The sequence below is a fragment of the Thermovibrio ammonificans HB-1 genome (assembly GCF_000185805.1).
In the GTDB taxonomy this organism is placed as follows: Bacteria; Aquificota; Aquificia; order Desulfurobacteriales; family Desulfurobacteriaceae; genus Thermovibrio; species Thermovibrio ammonificans.
Genome location: NC_014926.1, coordinates 34,855 through 50,730 on the forward strand (window position 1 = coordinate 34,855; position 15,876 = coordinate 50,730).

General features: G+C 47.0%; 22 protein-coding genes and 1 tRNA gene. 17 read left to right on the forward strand and 6 right to left on the reverse strand.

The annotated features are described in order from the left end of the window. Window positions 1-29 precede the first annotated feature (29 nt). The 5 genes from THEAM_RS00200 to THEAM_RS00220 all read right to left on the reverse strand — a co-directional run bounded on the left by THEAM_RS00200 (window position 30) and on the right by THEAM_RS00220 (window position 1,783). Complete coding sequence (locus tag THEAM_RS00200; protein WP_013536802.1) at window positions 30-215, reverse strand: hypothetical protein; 186 nt, start codon at window positions 213-215, stop codon at window positions 30-32. A 63-nt stretch (window positions 216-278) separates the two neighbouring features. Continuing rightward, a complete protein-coding gene (locus THEAM_RS00205) occupies window positions 279-581 on the reverse strand; it encodes a hypothetical protein (protein WP_013536803.1) in 303 nt (100 codons plus the stop codon). Then, window positions 581-1,129 carry an RNA polymerase sigma factor sigma-70 region 4 domain-containing protein gene (locus tag THEAM_RS09325; protein ID WP_157629595.1) on the reverse strand — a complete coding sequence of 183 codons (549 nt, stop codon included), beginning with the start codon at window positions 1,127-1,129 and terminating at the stop codon, window positions 581-583. Before THEAM_RS09325 ends, THEAM_RS00205 begins: the two co-directional genes overlap by 1 nt. A 220-nt stretch (window positions 1,130-1,349) precedes the next feature. Beyond that, entirely contained in the window at window positions 1,350-1,547 is a 198-nt protein-coding gene (locus tag THEAM_RS00215) for a hypothetical protein (RefSeq protein ID WP_013536806.1), read from the reverse strand. Next, window positions 1,544-1,783, reverse strand: coding sequence for a hypothetical protein (locus tag THEAM_RS00220; protein ID WP_013536807.1), 240 nt, complete (start codon window positions 1,781-1,783; stop codon window positions 1,544-1,546). Before THEAM_RS00220 ends, THEAM_RS00215 begins: the two co-directional genes overlap by 4 nt. A 146-nt stretch (window positions 1,784-1,929) precedes the next feature. Here THEAM_RS00220 and THEAM_RS09330 point away from each other — a divergent pair, with 146 nt between their 5' ends. The 17 genes from THEAM_RS09330 (at window position 1,930) to THEAM_RS00320 (ending at window position 15,361) form a co-directional block, all read left to right on the forward strand. Beyond that, window positions 1,930-2,598, forward strand: coding sequence for a LexA family protein (locus THEAM_RS09330; RefSeq protein ID WP_013536808.1), 669 nt, complete (start codon window positions 1,930-1,932; stop codon window positions 2,596-2,598). A 16-nt stretch (window positions 2,599-2,614) separates the two neighbouring features. Then, the gene (locus tag THEAM_RS00240; protein ID WP_013536809.1) at window positions 2,615-3,679 is read left to right on the forward strand and encodes a hypothetical protein; all 1,065 of its coding nucleotides are present in this window, start codon (window positions 2,615-2,617) and stop codon (window positions 3,677-3,679) included. A 54-nt stretch (window positions 3,680-3,733) separates the two neighbouring features. Further along, a complete protein-coding gene (locus THEAM_RS00245; protein WP_013536810.1) occupies window positions 3,734-4,630 on the forward strand; it encodes an LAPAL motif-containing putative phage structural protein in 897 nt (298 codons plus the stop codon). A 73-nt stretch (window positions 4,631-4,703) separates the two neighbouring features. Then, window positions 4,704-5,612 (forward strand): hypothetical protein, encoded by a 909-nt coding sequence (locus tag THEAM_RS00250; RefSeq protein ID WP_013536811.1) that lies wholly within the window; start codon window positions 4,704-4,706, stop codon window positions 5,610-5,612. A 9-nt stretch (window positions 5,613-5,621) separates the two neighbouring features. Continuing rightward, on the forward strand, window positions 5,622-6,125 hold the full coding sequence (locus THEAM_RS09335; protein ID WP_013536812.1) for a lytic transglycosylase domain-containing protein: 504 nt from the start codon (window positions 5,622-5,624) through the stop codon (window positions 6,123-6,125). After that, the gene (locus THEAM_RS09340; RefSeq protein ID WP_013536813.1) at window positions 6,125-6,565 is read left to right on the forward strand and encodes a 3TM-type holin; all 441 of its coding nucleotides are present in this window, start codon (window positions 6,125-6,127) and stop codon (window positions 6,563-6,565) included. The genes THEAM_RS09335 and THEAM_RS09340 overlap by 1 nt, the downstream gene beginning before the upstream one ends. Next, window positions 6,562-6,843, forward strand: a complete 282-nt coding sequence (locus tag THEAM_RS00265) for a PDDEXK family nuclease (RefSeq protein WP_013536814.1) — start codon at window positions 6,562-6,564, stop codon at window positions 6,841-6,843. Before THEAM_RS09340 ends, THEAM_RS00265 begins: the two co-directional genes overlap by 4 nt. Continuing rightward, window positions 6,833-7,252, forward strand: a complete 420-nt coding sequence (locus THEAM_RS00270; RefSeq protein WP_013536815.1) for a hypothetical protein — start codon at window positions 6,833-6,835, stop codon at window positions 7,250-7,252. Before THEAM_RS00265 ends, THEAM_RS00270 begins: the two co-directional genes overlap by 11 nt. Continuing rightward, on the forward strand, window positions 7,231-7,521 hold the full coding sequence (locus tag THEAM_RS00275) for a hypothetical protein (RefSeq protein ID WP_013536816.1): 291 nt from the start codon (window positions 7,231-7,233) through the stop codon (window positions 7,519-7,521). Before THEAM_RS00270 ends, THEAM_RS00275 begins: the two co-directional genes overlap by 22 nt. Further along, window positions 7,521-8,015 carry a phage protein Gp27 family protein gene (locus THEAM_RS00280; protein WP_013536817.1) on the forward strand — a complete coding sequence of 165 codons (495 nt, stop codon included), beginning with the start codon at window positions 7,521-7,523 and terminating at the stop codon, window positions 8,013-8,015. The genes THEAM_RS00275 and THEAM_RS00280 overlap by 1 nt, the downstream gene beginning before the upstream one ends. Before the next feature lies 1 nt (window position 8,016). Continuing rightward, window positions 8,017-9,276, forward strand: a complete 1,260-nt coding sequence (locus THEAM_RS00285; RefSeq protein WP_013536818.1) for a terminase large subunit domain-containing protein — start codon at window positions 8,017-8,019, stop codon at window positions 9,274-9,276. A 10-nt stretch (window positions 9,277-9,286) separates the two neighbouring features. Next, entirely contained in the window at window positions 9,287-9,595 is a 309-nt protein-coding gene (locus THEAM_RS00290) for a hypothetical protein (RefSeq protein WP_013536819.1), read from the forward strand. Between the two features lie 916 nt (window positions 9,596-10,511). Further along, window positions 10,512-12,932 carry a phage tail tape measure protein gene (locus tag THEAM_RS00300; RefSeq protein ID WP_332254044.1) on the forward strand — a complete coding sequence of 807 codons (2,421 nt, stop codon included), beginning with the start codon at window positions 10,512-10,514 and terminating at the stop codon, window positions 12,930-12,932. A gap of 69 nt (window positions 12,933-13,001) precedes the next feature. Continuing rightward, a complete protein-coding gene (locus THEAM_RS00305) occupies window positions 13,002-13,385 on the forward strand; it encodes a hypothetical protein (protein WP_013536821.1) in 384 nt (127 codons plus the stop codon). 1 nt (window position 13,386) lies between these two features. After that, window positions 13,387-14,295, forward strand: coding sequence for a hypothetical protein (locus THEAM_RS00310; RefSeq protein ID WP_013536822.1), 909 nt, complete (start codon window positions 13,387-13,389; stop codon window positions 14,293-14,295). 12 nt (window positions 14,296-14,307) lie between these two features. Further along, a complete protein-coding gene (locus THEAM_RS00315) occupies window positions 14,308-14,841 on the forward strand; it encodes a hypothetical protein (RefSeq protein ID WP_013536823.1) in 534 nt (177 codons plus the stop codon). Next, on the forward strand, window positions 14,834-15,361 hold the full coding sequence (locus THEAM_RS00320; protein WP_013536824.1) for a YiiX/YebB-like N1pC/P60 family cysteine hydrolase: 528 nt from the start codon (window positions 14,834-14,836) through the stop codon (window positions 15,359-15,361). The genes THEAM_RS00315 and THEAM_RS00320 overlap by 8 nt, the downstream gene beginning before the upstream one ends. 423 nt (window positions 15,362-15,784) lie before the next feature. Here THEAM_RS00320 and THEAM_RS00325 read toward each other — a convergent pair. Further along, window positions 15,785-15,860 (reverse strand) — tRNA-Asn (locus tag THEAM_RS00325). Window positions 15,861-15,876: the final 16 nt, after the last annotated feature.

The following is a 15,876-nucleotide window of genomic DNA, read 5'->3' on the forward strand; positions in this document are numbered from 1 at the left end:
TCCCCTACTCTCTTGAAGTTGAAAGGGCTTTAAAGTGGCTTCTGGTCTTCAGTCTCTTTCCTGCTGTTCTCCCTTGGCTTCTGGCTACTAACTAAGGCACTGCAGTAGCGCTCAAGGAGCCTTTGGCACTTTTGTTCATCAAACTCCTCACAGGGCTTATCAAGCTCCCTGAGAGCCTCTTGCAGGTAGTGGTCAAAGGTGCTAAACTTTTTCATAACCACCTCCGGTAAGTCGTGGAGTTTATTGAGCTTGTAAAGTTCGTTAAACCAGCCAGTCTTCTAACCTTCCTTGTTCTCTACTTCTGCTCTCTTTTTGCCCTTTTTCTTCTTGGGCTTATCAAGAAGCGCTACGGAGTTGACGTCAGTAGAGCCGTTGACTTCCTTAACCTTGCTGTCCTCATTGGAAGTATCTACTTCGCTTTCCTTTTCCTCCTTTACTTTGCGTGGAGCTTTGCGGACTTGCTTAAATTCTTCAAAGAGCTCAGCCGCTGACGCGACTAAAAGGGCAACGAAGTAACCGCAGGCAAAGGCCAAGGCTGACGCAGCAATAACGATGAGGGAGAGCTCCACAAGCCTCTCCATTACTCGCCCTCCCTGTTTCCTTGAATTGCCTTCTTAACTGCAAAGACCACTTCGGCGCACTTGATTAGGAGCTCCTCTGCTTCCTTGTGTAGCTTTTCAAGTTCCTCTTTTGTAAGCTCGTTGTCTTTAATCGCGTCGGCGTGAACCCTTAAAACGTCAGAAAACTCTTTTGCAAGGAAAGCAATTTCCTTCTGGAGTTCTGCAGGGGAGCGAACCTCGTTGGTCTTTATGAAAACTCCACCGCACTTGCGGGCAAGCCACTGAATAAGAATGTCGTTTCCGTATGCCCTGTTAAGCTCTGGAACCCTCGGCAGCGGCGGGTTATAATCAGGGTCTGAGTGGTATCGCCTTACTGTCTCTGTACCTATTCCCATCTCATCAGCGATTTCCGAATAAGTCCTTCCACTGACGCCTCTTGCCGTGTTTAAAACCTCCTTAACACTCATTGATTCGTAGGGAAGAACCCTCTCAACTACCTTGGCTCTTGCTCTGCTCATCCTATCTCCTCCCAACTTGGTTTTTTGATTGCTCAAAACAAACCTGCACAAAGATTGAGGGCCTCCCCACCCCGTTGTAGAATTGAGGCAGGGAGGAAAACAGCTTGGAGGTGGAACATGGACAAAAGGGTAAAAGCGATGGAACTTACAGTTGAAACACTGAGGCTTCTCCAAGAAGGAGGCTTACTTAAAGACCTGGTTGCCGTAGTGAAACCAAAGACTCTTTCATACGAGGAATACCAGAAAAGGTTGAGGAATAACCTGTTTTCTTTCATTTCTGCTCTCCACCAAACGGTTCTGGAATGCCTGGAAGAATCCGAAGGGGATAGGGCAACTCATTCAGGTCGCGCTTCTCAGGAGGAATAACAGCCATGAGGTAGAGGGCTTCAACAGGTATTGCCACGAGGCCCCTCTTGAGGCACTCCTGCTGGAGCTCCTCAATAGTGAGCTCCGATAACTGCTTTTTCATTTCTCACCTCCGGCTTGGGTATAGGGGAAAAGTTTTTCGCCAACCCTTTCCTCAATGAGGCGGGCTATACGGCGGGAAAAAACGGTTCCGTTAACAACTCCACGGAGGGTATTGGGGTTGACTTCAAGCTCCTGTGCAAGGGCCTTCAGAGTGGGGTATTTCTGGAGAATTATTCTCTTAATCCTCTTGGCCTTGTTCTTGCCGAAATATCGCCGTGTGGAGGTTTTTGCTATCATTATCTCTACCCCGTAGCTGGTTTGTAGCGTGTTTCGTAGTGGGCTTATGGATAGTATAGGACAAAATGAGGTAGCAGTCAAGTGGAGTAGGTGAATTTTGAGGTGTTGAAATCTTACCCGGGTAAAAATTCAACAGTGAGAGCTGAATGAGCGTAAATGAGAGATTAAGAAAACTCCGTGAGCATTTAGGGTTAAGTCAAAGCAAGATGGCAAAAGAGTTGGGGGTAAGTTTAAAAACTTATCAAAGATACGAACAGGTAGGATACGACATTCCGGAAAGAGCATTGCGTCAAATTGAGGCAACATTCAACGTAAACCCCGAGTGGCTCCGCCAAGGCAAGGGGGAGATGTTCAGGCCCAAAACAGAGGCCCAGATAATTGCAACCCCCGAATTTGTTGTAAAGCCTATTCCCCTGATAGCCGAAGGGGAGGCAGGCTTTGGCCAGTTTATCCCGAATTTAGTGGAACCAGATAAAGTCGTGTGGTTCCCGGTTCCTACAAGCCTTGCAAATCACAGGCTCTTCTTCATTAAGGTAGTTGGTAATTCTATGGAGCCTCGCATCTTTGAGGGGGACATTGTTTTGGTAGATAAAGATGCCACGGTGGGTAAGGGGGACCTGGTAGCGGCTTTACTAAAAGACGGCACCCTGGTGGTTAAACGCTACTGGAAAAACAACGGCGATGGAACGGTAGTTCTTGAGAGCATTAACCCCTCTTATCCCCCAATAGTTGTAAGGCCGAAAGAGTTAAGGGACATAGCCCTTGTAAGGTTTATAGTTCCAAACGGTGACCTGATAGACTATAACCATAAATAAGTTTTATGGGGATATTATGAAGAAAGCATTAGCGGTAGGGGGAGTTATCCTGCTTGCCTCCTGCGGGGGCGGCGGTGGAGGAGGAACCTCGTCAGTTTCTACAACTACTGAAACCTATAAACTTGCGGAAATATCCAGTCCTGAAGAAGTTGAAGCTACTCCTACAACTACTGCCCGAACTATTAACAGCCTTACCGGAATTTCGTCAGAGGGTATTAATACAAGAGGAGGGAGCTCCCAGCCGACCGGCTTAATTCCTCAAATCTTAAACAGAATTAAAGACTTAAACCCCAGCACGAGCAGGGGAATAGCATCCATCAGGTGCGATAACGGGAACTGGCTTGGAGCTTCAGTCCTTTACGAGCTGAAAGAGGGAGTTGTGCAGGAACAAAGTTGTAGTGATATAAAGTACATTCGCATAGCCCTTTACTCTAAGTCAGATATGATATGTCGGTTGGGCGACTACATTGTTGGTGGCGATAAGGTTCCTCAGTTCGTTATGAAAATAACCGCGTCAGACCTGAAAGACCCAGATTGTCTTCCCCAGAGTGCCACAATAGAGGTCAGTGGTACTGTGAAGCACCTTAAAAACGGGACTCCTGACGAAGCTTACCCATACGACGGTTATGTTGACGAGACTTACATCTATGACAACCTAAAACTGACGTATACAAATATTACCTGGTCAGGGGAGGAGCTCTCCTCGGCAAACTACGAACTTACCGGCTGGGCAACCTACGTTCTCGGCGACTTCCCTCTGGCCACGGAAGCCCAGATAGATTATGACTTTGACATAGCAGGAAGCGGTAATGAAACTTCCGACTCCTTCTCAGGCTACGTGAAACTTGGGTGCCTTGACGGCTGGCTGAAGGTGCAAACCACCAGGCCGCTTAAATACTCCGGAGACGAAGTTACTGATGGGGAAATAACAGTTCAGGCTCAGAATGGAAGCGTCGTAATCTCTTACAGCTCTAACGGTATGGATATAACACAAACTATTGATAATCAGACTGAAACCTACCACTACGACAACGAAGAACAGGTCAAGGAAAGCCTTAAAGGAGTAGTCTGCACCGATTGATATTTTTTGTTATCATTTGGAAGCGTTGAGTTTCGGACTATGCCAGGTAATGTAATGGAGAAAAAGAGAATCACCTTTAAGTACAAGGGAGACTTAGAGGATATTTCAGCCCCGGTACTGCTTCAATCTCTCCTGGGGTTTGTTTCCTTAATTGAGCAGGTCAATGAAGAACTTAGAACTGGTAAAAAGCTCAATATCCGCATATCCTCCACCCGTAGAGGAAGTTTTTTAGTAGACCTCAATCTACTGCTTGATACTCTTGAGAAAATTAAGAGTCTTTTTAACAACCTTGATGCTCAAACCCTTGAAAAGATAACCTACACTGTCGGTGCCATACTAATGGTCAAAAAACTCCTTAGGGGTGAAGAACCTAAGGAGATAAAAGATAAGGGGAGCAAGGTTGTAATTATTAGTGGCGACAATAACCGTATAGAGCTGGATAAAACAACCTACAAGATAATCACTAAGAGCGAGAGGATAGATAGGGCCATTAAGGATACTTTTGAACCTATAGTAGAGGAAGATAAGGTATCTGGTGTAGAGATAGAGGAAATAATAGGAAACGAGAGGAAAGAGCTGTTTCAACTATCTAAGTCAGAAATCCCTTACATTATAAAGACAAACCCACTTCTTAAAGAGGAGACAAGGTGCCTCTTTTTTGAAAAAGAAGAGCTCATAGTACTCAAGGTTGTTTTTGCCCGGGAGCGTAAGTGGGAGTTTATTTACAAGGGAGAAAAAATCTCTGCTTATATTGAGGATGATACTTTCTATGAAAACTTAAAAAACCGAAAGTACTCTTTCACCGTGGGAACGAGATTAATCTGTGATTTGGAAATTGTTCAAGTTCTTGACAAAGAGTTAAGGGTGTACATTAACAAAGAATACATTGTTAAGAAAGTCCACGAGGTACTTCCTCCACCTCAACAGCCGCAACTTCCTTTGAATTACTAATCCTGCCACAGTAAACAGTAATATCTCCTGTTCGGCGATAACCTGAAAAACAACAGCCGAGCAGGAGGTAAATATGCCTTTCACCGACAAACAGACGGCCCTTCGCATTGGAACTTCCTCTTTAGTTCTCGTTGATGCCGAGGACATTTCCTATTCAGTAAAGACGGATAAAGCTGGAAGAAACATCTACAGAAATACAATCTCAAAAATCCAGCCGGACAGGGTTGTAAGGAGATACATAGAGCTCTCCTTCAAGATGCCCCTGTGCGGCCGCGGCGATAGGGTAGCGACCCATCTGGAGATTCTAAAGGCCTGCGAGTGCAAGGTAAACTTCTCAGACGGCAAAACTGTAATAACCCCAACTACGGGGAGCTCCGACACCGTTCAGTTTGAGCTGTATAGAGCAGGGAAAAAGTTTGTAGGCTCTGCGGGTAAAGGCTCAGCAAAGATAGAAATAAAAAGCGGGAACATTCCTTACCTTAACTACACCTTCACGGCCCTTATTCAGGACATTCAGGATGCCGACCTTCCAGACGAAGCTCCCGAAGCGATTGCCACGCCCCTTGTAAACGAGAACGTGAAAATCCTTGTAGGGGAAACTGCTTACCCGGTTACCTGCGAGAGTTTTGAGCTTGACTTTGGACTTGACGTTAAGCCGAGGGCGGCAATTACGGCTCCCGGTGGAATAGCCGGGATTGTGGTTCAGGAAAGGGTAGTTCAGGGCAAGTTCAACCCTGACGCTGAAAAGAGGGCAACCTTTGACGTCTGGGGCGTTTACCTTGGCAACGGGACCGACCCGATAGTCGTTGACGCTTCAGGACCAACCATGACAGTTGTTGAGCCGGGAAGCCGCTACAAGATAACCCTTCCCCGCGTCACCTACACCAACGTCTCAGATGCAGTTCAAGACGGCATTGTAGTTGATGAGATTCAGTTTGAAGCAACCGGCGTAGATGACGAATTCACAATTGAAATCTGGTAAGAGGTTGAGATGACGAGAATTAGCCCTGAAATTAGCCCTGAAATGGTAAGGGAAAAAGTAAAGGAGCTCCTTCCCGAAAGGTACCGGCACCTGCTACCGGTAATAATGGGGATAGTGGAGACTGAGAGTTCCTTCAACCCCTACGCCGCCCGCTACGAATCCCACTTCCGCTATCTCGTCTCCCCAGAGCGCTACTACCGCTACTACTCCTCAAGCCCGGAAATAGAAGTAATCCTTCAGAAAACATCTCTTGGTCTCATGCAAGTTATGGGGGCCAACTACCGCACGATGGGCTACAAGGGCCCGCTCACGGCTCTTTTTGACGACTGGGAAAAACAGCTCTACTACGGCGTTAAGTTCTTCCTCAGGCTCTACGAAAAGTACGGGAACGTCCCCGACGCAGTGGCGGCCTACAACGCCGGAAGCCCGAGGAGAAAATCTGACGGCACATATGTAAACCAAAGCTATGTAAACAAGGTTCTTAAAAGAGCAGACAAGTGGAGGAGTAAGTAATGGCTCCCGTCGTGGCGGCGCTAATTCCGGGAATAGTTGAAGCCTTGAAAGGACTTCTCAAAAAGAAAGCTCCTGACGTTGCTCAGAAAGTTGAGGAGCTCCTTTCCGACCCTCAGACGAGGATTGAGCTTGAGAAACTGGCCATCCGGAAGATGGAGCTCCAGATGGAACCGGAAAAGTGGGAGCTTGCCGACAGGGCCTCGGCAAGGGAAATGGCCAGGTACGACATGACCAGCGACAGTTTCCTCTCAAAGAACGTTCGCCCGATGGTTCTTATTTACCTGACTGTAATGTTCACAATAGCTTTCTTTCTATCTGCAAAGAACGAGTTTGCCGCCCAGATGGTTAACACCTTTCAGAGCCTCCTGCTCTGGGTTTACGGTTTCTACTTCGGTGGCAGGAGCCTTGAGAAGATTGTCAAAATCGTGAGGAGCAAATGAACGCAAAGGCAAAGGGGACGAGGTTTGAGCGTCAGGTAAAGAAGGTCTTTGAGGAAGCAGGCTTTGAGGTAGTCAGGTCTGCGGCAAGCCTTGGAAAAGCAGACCTCTTTGTAGAGGGCCTTGGGAGCGTTCAGTGCAAAGTCAGGAAGAAACTCTCTATCTATGGTCTCTTTGAGGGAGCAGACATCTTAGCTGTCAAGGCAGACAAGAAGGAGCCTCTAATTGTTGTTCCCCTAAAAACCTTCATCAAGCTGATTGGAGGAAACTGTGACTCTTGATGCAGATTTTCTGAAAGTTCTTCAGATAGCGGCCCAGATGGGAGCAACGATAATCACGGCAATCTGGGCTTTCAAGCGCTGGGTTTCAAATCCTCTACACGACGAGATACTGGAGCTCCGCCAGACTATAAAGTCAGAAAACAGGGAGCTCCAGAGGTGGTTTGAGAGGGAGCTCCGCTACATCAAGGAGGAGCACGAGCAGTTCAAAAACGAGCTGGGTCAACTGAAGGTAGAGGTGAAGAGCGTTCAAAAGGAATACACCCCAAAGGAGCTCCACTGGAAGGACGTTTCAGGATGGAGGGGAGAAGTAAGGGAGCTCCACCTCAAAATAGACGGCTACCAGAGGTGGCTTACAGAGCAACTTTTCAAGCTTGCTGGAGGTGATAGATGCACAGCCAGAAAAGACTGAGAGGGCTAATTCTCTCCTTCCTTCACGACGTATACCCTGAAGCGGCGGACGAGACGGCAGTAATAGAGGTCTTTTACGAATACTGGAGAGATAAAGAGATAAGGCAGAGCCTTGAATACTTGGCTGACAAGGGGTACGTAGAAAAAAGGGAGCTCCCCCACCCCCTTAAACGCCGCCGAAAAATAAAGGTCTTCAAGCTCCTGCCCAGAGGTAAGGACCTTCTTGAAGGGACTCTAAGCGACGACGGTATCCTGCTGGAGGACGAGTAATGCCAAGGCGGAGCAAAGCTACCCTTAACGACCTTATAAATAGAATTGTTTACCTCTACGAGAAGGAAAAGCTGAGCTTCAAGCAGATAGAGAGCGTTTTAAGGAGCGAGGGCTACGACATTTCAAAGTCTTCAATCCATAGAGCTTACAGAACCTACGCCGAGGCCGCTGAGGATTACAAAAAAATCTACGAGGAGACGAAGGCCCTCATAGAGACCCTCAAAGAGAACCCGGCAACCGACGTTATAGAGAGCATATCGGTTATCCTTGCCAACCGCCTCTTTAAGTTCGTTAAAGACATTAAATCAATGGACTTTGACGACCCCCACGAGCTGATTTCCTCGGTTCAGAAGTTAGCAAAGACCATCTCCGAGCTCCAGAAGGCAAGAGAGGAGAGAGAAAAGGCGGCAATGGCAATCCTTAAAAAGGGAGCCGAGGAAGGCAAAGTCGCCCCGGAAATCCTGAAGAAAATACAGGAACTCTACGGAGCTTAAAGTGGCAATACTCCTTCCTTACCAGATAGAGATAGTTAAAGGCATAGACTCCCACAAGTTCAGCGTAATCAAGATGGCTCGCCAGACAGGAAAGTCCTTTGTGGTCTCCTACTGGGCAACGAGGAGGGCAACCACAAAGCCCAACCACGCGATAGTCGTAGTCTCTCCCACCGAGAGGCAGAGCAAGCTCTTTGTTGACAAGGTGAAGCTCCACATAAAGGCAATGAGGTTAACCGGCGTTAAGTTCTTTGAAGACACCGAGCTTAAAAAGCTTGAGGTCAACTTCCCCAACGGTAGCCAGATAATAGCCCTTCCTGCAAACCCTGACGGCATTAGAGGTTTCTCCGGCGACGTCATAATGGACGAGGTGGCCTTCTTCAAGAACTGGCAGGAAGTTTACAGGGCGGTATTTCCGATTATCACGAGGAAGAAAGATTACAAGCTTGTTGCCATCTCAACGCCCTTCGGGAAGAACGACCTTTTTTACTACCTCTGGAGCATTAGCGAGAACAATCCTAAGTGGTTCCGCTACTCCCTGAACATATTTGAGGCAGTTGCCAAGGGCCTTAAAGTTGACGTAGAGGAGCTCCGTGCCGGTATAAAGAATGAGGACGCATGGAGAACCGAGTACTTAGTTGAGTTCATAGACGAGGCAGACGCCGTTCTCCCTTACGAGCTGATTCAAAAGTGCGAAATGCCGAAAGAGGAGCTCCTCGTTGAGGACATTAAGGAGCTAAAGGGAGAGCTCTACTGCGGCGTTGACGTTGGAAGGAGGAAAGACCTTACTGTGATTACTCTCCTTGAAAAGCTCGGAGACGTCCTCTACGTCCGCAGGATTGAGGAGCTCTCAAAAAAGCCCTTCAGGGAACAGCTTGAATTAATCAGCCACTACGCTCACTATGCCCGCCGTTTAGCGATAGACGAAACGGGTCTTGGAATGCAACTTGCCGAGGAGCTGAAAGAGCGCTTTGGCTCCAAAGTCATTCCCGTTTACTTTTCTGCGAAAAACAAAGAGGAGCTTGCAGAAAAGCTCCGTGCCAAGTTTCAGGATAGGCTCATAAGAGTTCCGGCAGACCCTGACCTAAGAGAGGACCTACACTCTGTCAGGAAGACCGTTACGAACGCAGGCAACGTTAGATACGAGGGCTCTACGCAGGAGAGCCACGCCGACAGGTTCTGGAGTCTGGCTCTGGCCGTTCACGCCGCCACTCAAAAGAGAGGCGGATTTTTCTTTAAACCCTTAAAACTCAAGTTCATTTAGGAGGTTAACCGTGGAAAAAGAGATTACTCTCCCGGTCTCTAAGCAAAAAGTGAAAGTAAAAGCCCTTACCGGGGCACAGGTGGCTCAGCTACCCTTTGACCTTGAGCTTGAGGTTAATAAAGCGGCCAAAGAGGGAAGGTTCCTTCACCCTGAACATCAGGCTCAAATCGCCAAGGTACTTGGGTTTAACCCTGAGGAACTCCACTACCTTGACATGAGGGCAGTCGTTGACGCTGTTATTGGCCTTACCCTCGTTCCGGATTTTTTAGAGAGGAGCTCCGAGCCGCCAGCTTCGTCGCAGTCTTCTCAGAGGAGCTAAGGGATGAGTTCAACTGTGAAAAGTGCACGGAGAACCTCAAAAGAGTTAGAAACTGCCCGAATAAGGCGGGCAGTAAGTTCTCTAAAACTATCGGAAGCCCTAAAAACGGAGTCGTCGTTAACAGGTGTCCCTTTGCCTACTTCCTTAATCCTGAAATCAGAAGGGCTTTTAGGCTCTACAACCACTATAAAGACGGCCACCTGCTTTACGGTGAGAAACTGTCAGATTGGAGCTTCAGGGACATCAGGATAGTTGAACTAATTAAGTCTTTTATAGCTGAGGCAGAGGCCGAGAGATGGAACCTAAGCTCAGAATAGAAATTGAGGCAGTAGATAAGGCCAGTGCGACGCTTGAAAAGGCTGCGAAGGAGCTTCAAGGGCTCTCAAAGAACCTTAAGCAGTTTTCTTCTTCCGCAACCTCTGTTGGTCTGGTTTCAAATAGTTTTCAAAAGCTGGGGAAAGAGGTTGACAGAGTTGAGAAAGAGACTACTCAAGCCTCTGGCAGGTTTCGCTCTTTATCTCTTTCGGCTAAAGAGGCTGCAAGTAAGAGTGCTGCCGCCTTTTCCGTGTTAGAAAAGCGCGTAAAGGCCCTGCAGAGCGCGGTATTCAATCTCAAAACAATAGCCGCCACGGCATTAAGTGGATTTACTTTCAGCGAAATTGTCAAGGGCGGAATAGAGTTCAATTCCCAGCTTCAAACCGCCAAGCTGGGACTGGCGGCCCTCATAACCTCTGCTTACGAGCTCAGAGACGCTCAGGGGCAGGTTCTTTCTGGCATGGAGGCCTTTAAGGCCGCTCAGGCCGAGGCTGAGGAGCTCTACAGGAAAATTCTCTATAGAGCAATGCAGACGGCTTCAACCTCTCAGGAGCTCCTTCAGACCTTTCAGGCCATCCTTCCTTTTGCCGCCCAAATGGGCATGTCCCTTGAGCAGGTCTTAAACCTTTCCGAGGCTCTCGTTAACGCCGCAAAGGCTATAGGACTCGGTTACGGACAGGCGGCACAGGAAGGTAGAGACCTCCTCATGGGGTACGTTGACCAGAACGACCAGCTTTTGAGGGCTTTAGGGCTTAATAGGGAGCTCCTTCAAACTTGGAAGGAGCAGGGAACCTTTTACGAAAATGTAATGGGGAAATTCCGTGCTTTCGTTCAGGCCTCACAAGAGTTTGCAGATACCTGGGAGGGCGTGACCTCCTCAGTTTCAGACCTCATCTCAATGCTTGAGGGAAGCGTCTTTAAAGATACCTTCCACGTTATGAATGAAGCGCTTAAAGACGCAAGGGATTACCTCCAAGGCCTTCTGAAAGATGAGGAGAAACTGAAGTCTGTTTCAAAAGAGGTTGCCCTTAAGTTCATACATGCCACAGAGAGCGTAATAGTTGCGGCAGACAGCCTCTATAGTTTCGGCAAAAGCATTTACGACTTTGTTAACTCTCACAAAGAGATTACGGAGTTTGGCGTTCTTGGCTACCTTCTGCTGGGTAAAAGGGGAGCTCTCCTTGGAACCGTTATAGGCGGCATAGCTGAAATAGCAGAAAAATCAAAGAGAGCCTTTCCTACAACCAGTCAGATGTTTGAAAAACAGCCTAACATACGTTCGGTTCTGGGGATATCAGGCCAACCCCCACAGCTTCCTTCCGCTCAAACCTTCAAGGCCTTTGAAGAATACAAAAGGAACCACCCGAAGAAACTCACCGACACTCCCGTGCCCTTGCCTGTTAAAACCGAAAGCACTACTGAGCTCGGAGACGCAATTCTTAAGAAGCTACGCGAGCTGGAGCAGAGAGTAATTAGCGGGGACTTTTGGAGTAAAGGTTCTTCAAAGGAAGAGATTTCCTACTCCCCTAAAGGAGCTCCTAAAGCCGGTAAAAGTGGCCAGAAGGAACAGGGAGAGCTCCTTTCAACCTTTGAGGTTACTCAGAGTCTATTAAGCTCTCAGGCCTTTTCTCTTTTCAGCTCAAAGACGCTTGAAGAAACGCTACTTGAAAGCGTTCTAAACAAGAAGGAGCTCTTTAACTACGACTTTGGCCTTTCAAAGAGCTTTGAGAATTCTCTCTCCTTGATGCCCGATTACAGCCTTGAAAGCCTGTCTTTAGAAAGACAAACAGAAATAGAAAAAGCCTCTCAGAAGTTGCGTGAGCAGTACTTAGAGTTTGCAAAGGAGCGTAAACCTCAGGAGTGGAAGAAGCTTAAACTTTCTGAGCTCCGGGAGTGGTACGAGGAACAGAAGCGAATACTTGGAGAGAGCGAGGAGCTTCAGGAGGTCTATGAGCACAAGCGACTTGAAATAGAAAAGACGGCACACGAGCAGGAGAAAAAGCTTTACATAGAGAAGCTACGCCAAACGAGCAGCTGGAAAGCCGGGGTATTTCAGTCCCTTGATGAGTTGTCGAAGAAATGGGGAGATACAAATCAGCTCATTTACGATGCAACGACCCAAACCTTTCAGGCTTTAGAAAACAGCCTTGAAACTATCTTCTTTGACGCTATGAGGGGAAAACTTAAATCCCTTGGTGATTACGTTAACTCCTTCTTAGCTTCTGTAGAAAGTGCTATTGCAGGCATAGCCGCTCATGGGGTAGCTTCAAGCATCGTGAAATTTGGAAAGTCCATCCTTGGCTTTACCGCCGCAGAGGGGGGCATAATTCAGGGCCACTTCATACCCCTCAAGGCCTTCGCAAACGGCGGAGTAGTAGATAGACCAACCCTCGGACTTGTGGGAGAGGGCAAATATCCTGAAGCTATCGTCCCCCTACTGGACAAAAAGTCTATACGGGTTGTTGTTGAAAGAGATAAAGCCTACGTGCCTCTTCCGTCAGGGCTCAGCATTCCTGCAAGTATAATCAGTACCGAGCAAAATTCAAGCTTAGGCCAATTACCGTTCATATCTTTACCTGCACAGGCTATTCAAATTCTAAAAGAGATTCAAAGTAGAAACTCTGAAAGAACGGCTTATGTTATCGCTTCTAATTCAGAAGTCTTTGATAGAACGCTTTACTACAAGTCGGAGAAAAATAGCAGTTTGTTGCTCAAATCGCTAACGGCACAGTTAGTTTCAAACATCAAAGCCTTCGCAAACGGCGGAGTAGTAGATAGACCAACCCTCGGACTTGTGGGAGAAGGGAAATACCCTGAAGCCGTTGTTCCGCTCCCGGATGGCCGGTCAATACCAGTGAAGTTTGAAGGGAAAGGAGGGAACGGACAGGTAAACATAGAAATCGTTCTCGTTGACGACCGCTCTAAGGTTCCAGCTCCTCAAATAGGCAAAAAGCAAGTTATCCTCTGGGTTGCTGAAGATTACATGCAGAATGGAATACTCAGAAAAGTTATAAAAGCCTAATTCTCGCCACAGTAAACAGCCTTAACCGACGGCCTGCCGTAACCTAAAACAAACACCACGGAGGCCGGCGTGTCAGAACAGAGTTACCCCATAGATAAATTGAACATAAACACAGCCTTAACTGAGTATCCACCAATTCTGAAATCTGCTCTTGAAGCCCTTAGAACGAATTTTATGGGCCAGACTTTCCCTCCCAATCCCCGGCCCGGTCAATTCTGCTACCGCATAGACGAAGATAAGTTCTACTTCTGGAACGGCATCACCTGGGTAGACTTCCAAAACTTCATAGCCGACCTTGTCAACCTTACGGCCGTAAAAGACATCTCAGATGAAGTAGCAAACGCTCTAATCATCAACATATCAACCCTTTTCTCGGCAATCCTTGACCTACAAAGCCAGCTCAGCGGACTGCGCCGCCGAGTTGAAATCCTTGAAAGCAAATTAGGAGGTTAATATGGCAACCCTTGAAGAAGTCCTTGCAGCATTAAACGCAGCTGGAATGGATGCAAGAGAGGTCCTTTCTAAACTTCCAGAAATAGCCACCACAAACGGTGATGTTCCCTTTACCTTCAGCGACGGAACCCAAATTGCCCTCCCCGGCCTCCCGAAACTAAAAGCCGAAGTTGACGGGTTTATAAACGACGCAGAGGCAACGATTAAGGAGTGGTGGAACAGAACCCTCTACGTCCACCCAGACGGAGACGACAACGCGCCGGGGACGGAAGATGCGCCATTCGCAAGTCCGGCTAAAGCTCTCTCTGCTATACCTAATGGAGGCTGTGGAAGAATCTTCGTAATGGGAGACTTCACGATTGATGATGTCTCTCTTTTGTCTGCAAAGAGAGATAACATAACAGTTGTTTTTGATAGATACCCGGGATTAGACGCTAACCCAAAAATAACGCTAAATAACGTTCGCAACTTTCTGTACGGTAGCGGAAACAAACTTTGGTTCAGGTGGGTTGATACAGAAATCAATGCGTCTGGATTTACAGCCCCAATTGGTTCGCTCTTTCAATGGGCTACGCACATTTTCGCAGGAGAAGCAGGAAATTCAATGCTAAATACACTTGGTTTTTGGGGTTGTAACATCAACATAAACGTTGATAGTGATTACTACGTTTACCTTGGTAGCTCCGAGTTTGTAATGCGTTTTTATCAAACGCAAATAAACTACAACAATTCAACAGGCAATAACCTATTTAAGCTATGTGATGCAAGGAATACGAACATACTTCGATTTACAGATACTGTAATTACTTGCAACGGAACACAAATAACCGATTTGGCAGGTCTGATAGCAAATCTTGTTCGCGATGCAAACGGAATACCAAGAAATATTACTTCAAACTTAATTCTTTAACGGAGGTAACTAATGCTTAAGCTAATCAAAATTGGAAATCTTATATACCAAAATATTGAACCAAAAACCGTTGATGAAAACGGAAATGAAATCTGGAACATTCCTCAGGATGAAACAGAGCTAAAATCCTGTTTCAAAGATACTCTTGACTGGTTCACTACAAGATACATCAATCAGAAGCTTCAAGAAATTCAGGAAGATTTGCCTGACCTTGTATCAGAAAAATCTTGGCTTGAAGGGGTATTCGCCGCCAGAGGTATTTCACCGGAAGATGTCAGGAACGCAACGGTTGCCGTCGTAATAGGACAAAAGACAGTAGACGAAGCCATCTCTGAGCTTTCCATTCCTGAAGACCTTATCCCGGACTTTAAGCGCGCTGTAGAGATAGCAAAGATAATCGCGTGGAAGGAGGCAATCTGGAAAGCTGAAGCCACGCTTGAAGAACAAGTTGACTCAATGACCCTTGAGGAGCTCCTCCAGCTTGACGTGAAGAAACTCTGCCAAGATGCCTATGCCCAAATCCCGTTAGAGGTCAGCGGTGACTAAGGCTTACGTCCTCGCCTCTAAGGGCATCAGTCTCACGAGCCGCCTTATCAGGTGGTGGCAGTGGGGCTTTGAATTTACTCACGTAGGGTATGTGCTGGACCTATCTGACCCTACCGACCCTACCGTCGTTGAGGCGTGGTGGAGCGGGGTTAGAGAGGGTAGGTTCTCAGGGGCTCACACCCCTGGAACAGAGTTTGCCGTTTACTCCGTGAAGGTATCAGAGGCTCAAAAGGAACTTATTGAAATTTTCCTCCACGACCAGGTAGGAAAGCCCTACGACTGGCTGGGCATTCTCGGCTTTCCTCTGCGCAACTGGAAACTGGAAAAGAGGAATAGATGGTTTTGCTCGGAACTCGTTTTCACGGCCTTCAAGAGAGCAGGGATAGAGCTCCTCAAAAATACACACCCAAGCGAAGTTAGCCCAAGGCTCTTTCTTAAGAGCCCGCTACTGACCTTTGAATATTCAACAAATTTGGGGGATGAACGTGAGAGGATTGGCTGTCATTGTACTTCTACTTAGTGTTTTCTCAACAGCTACTGCAGACTGTGTCAAAATAATTCAGCCTTTGATGCTTAAAAATATCAACGGCACTCTTGTGCCAACTTTAATAATAAAAGTTGAAAAATGTTCTAAGAAGCGTTAAGACTTAACTTAAAGTGTTCAATTCCTTACCCGGGTAAAAATCTGAATATTTCTAACAGAGATGGTGCATTCTTTACTCGGGTAAGAATTTCCCCACTTGTATTGACTAAGAAGATTAACCATAAAACCCAAAGTTTTGAATTTTGATGGAACACCGTTCCAAGTTTTTTCAACGAGCTGTTAAGACGTTGGGAGAGAAGGGGAAAAATCTACAACGTTATTGTAGGCGTTCCAGAATTTTTTAAAAATTATACAGAATTTTTTAAAAATTATAAGCGGGTAGCTCAGTATAAATAAAAATGGCTCCCCGGGCCGGGCTCGAACCAGCGACCTGGTGGTTAACAGCCACCCGCTCTACCAGCTGAGCTACCGGGGAGCTTTGCTGCCTAATA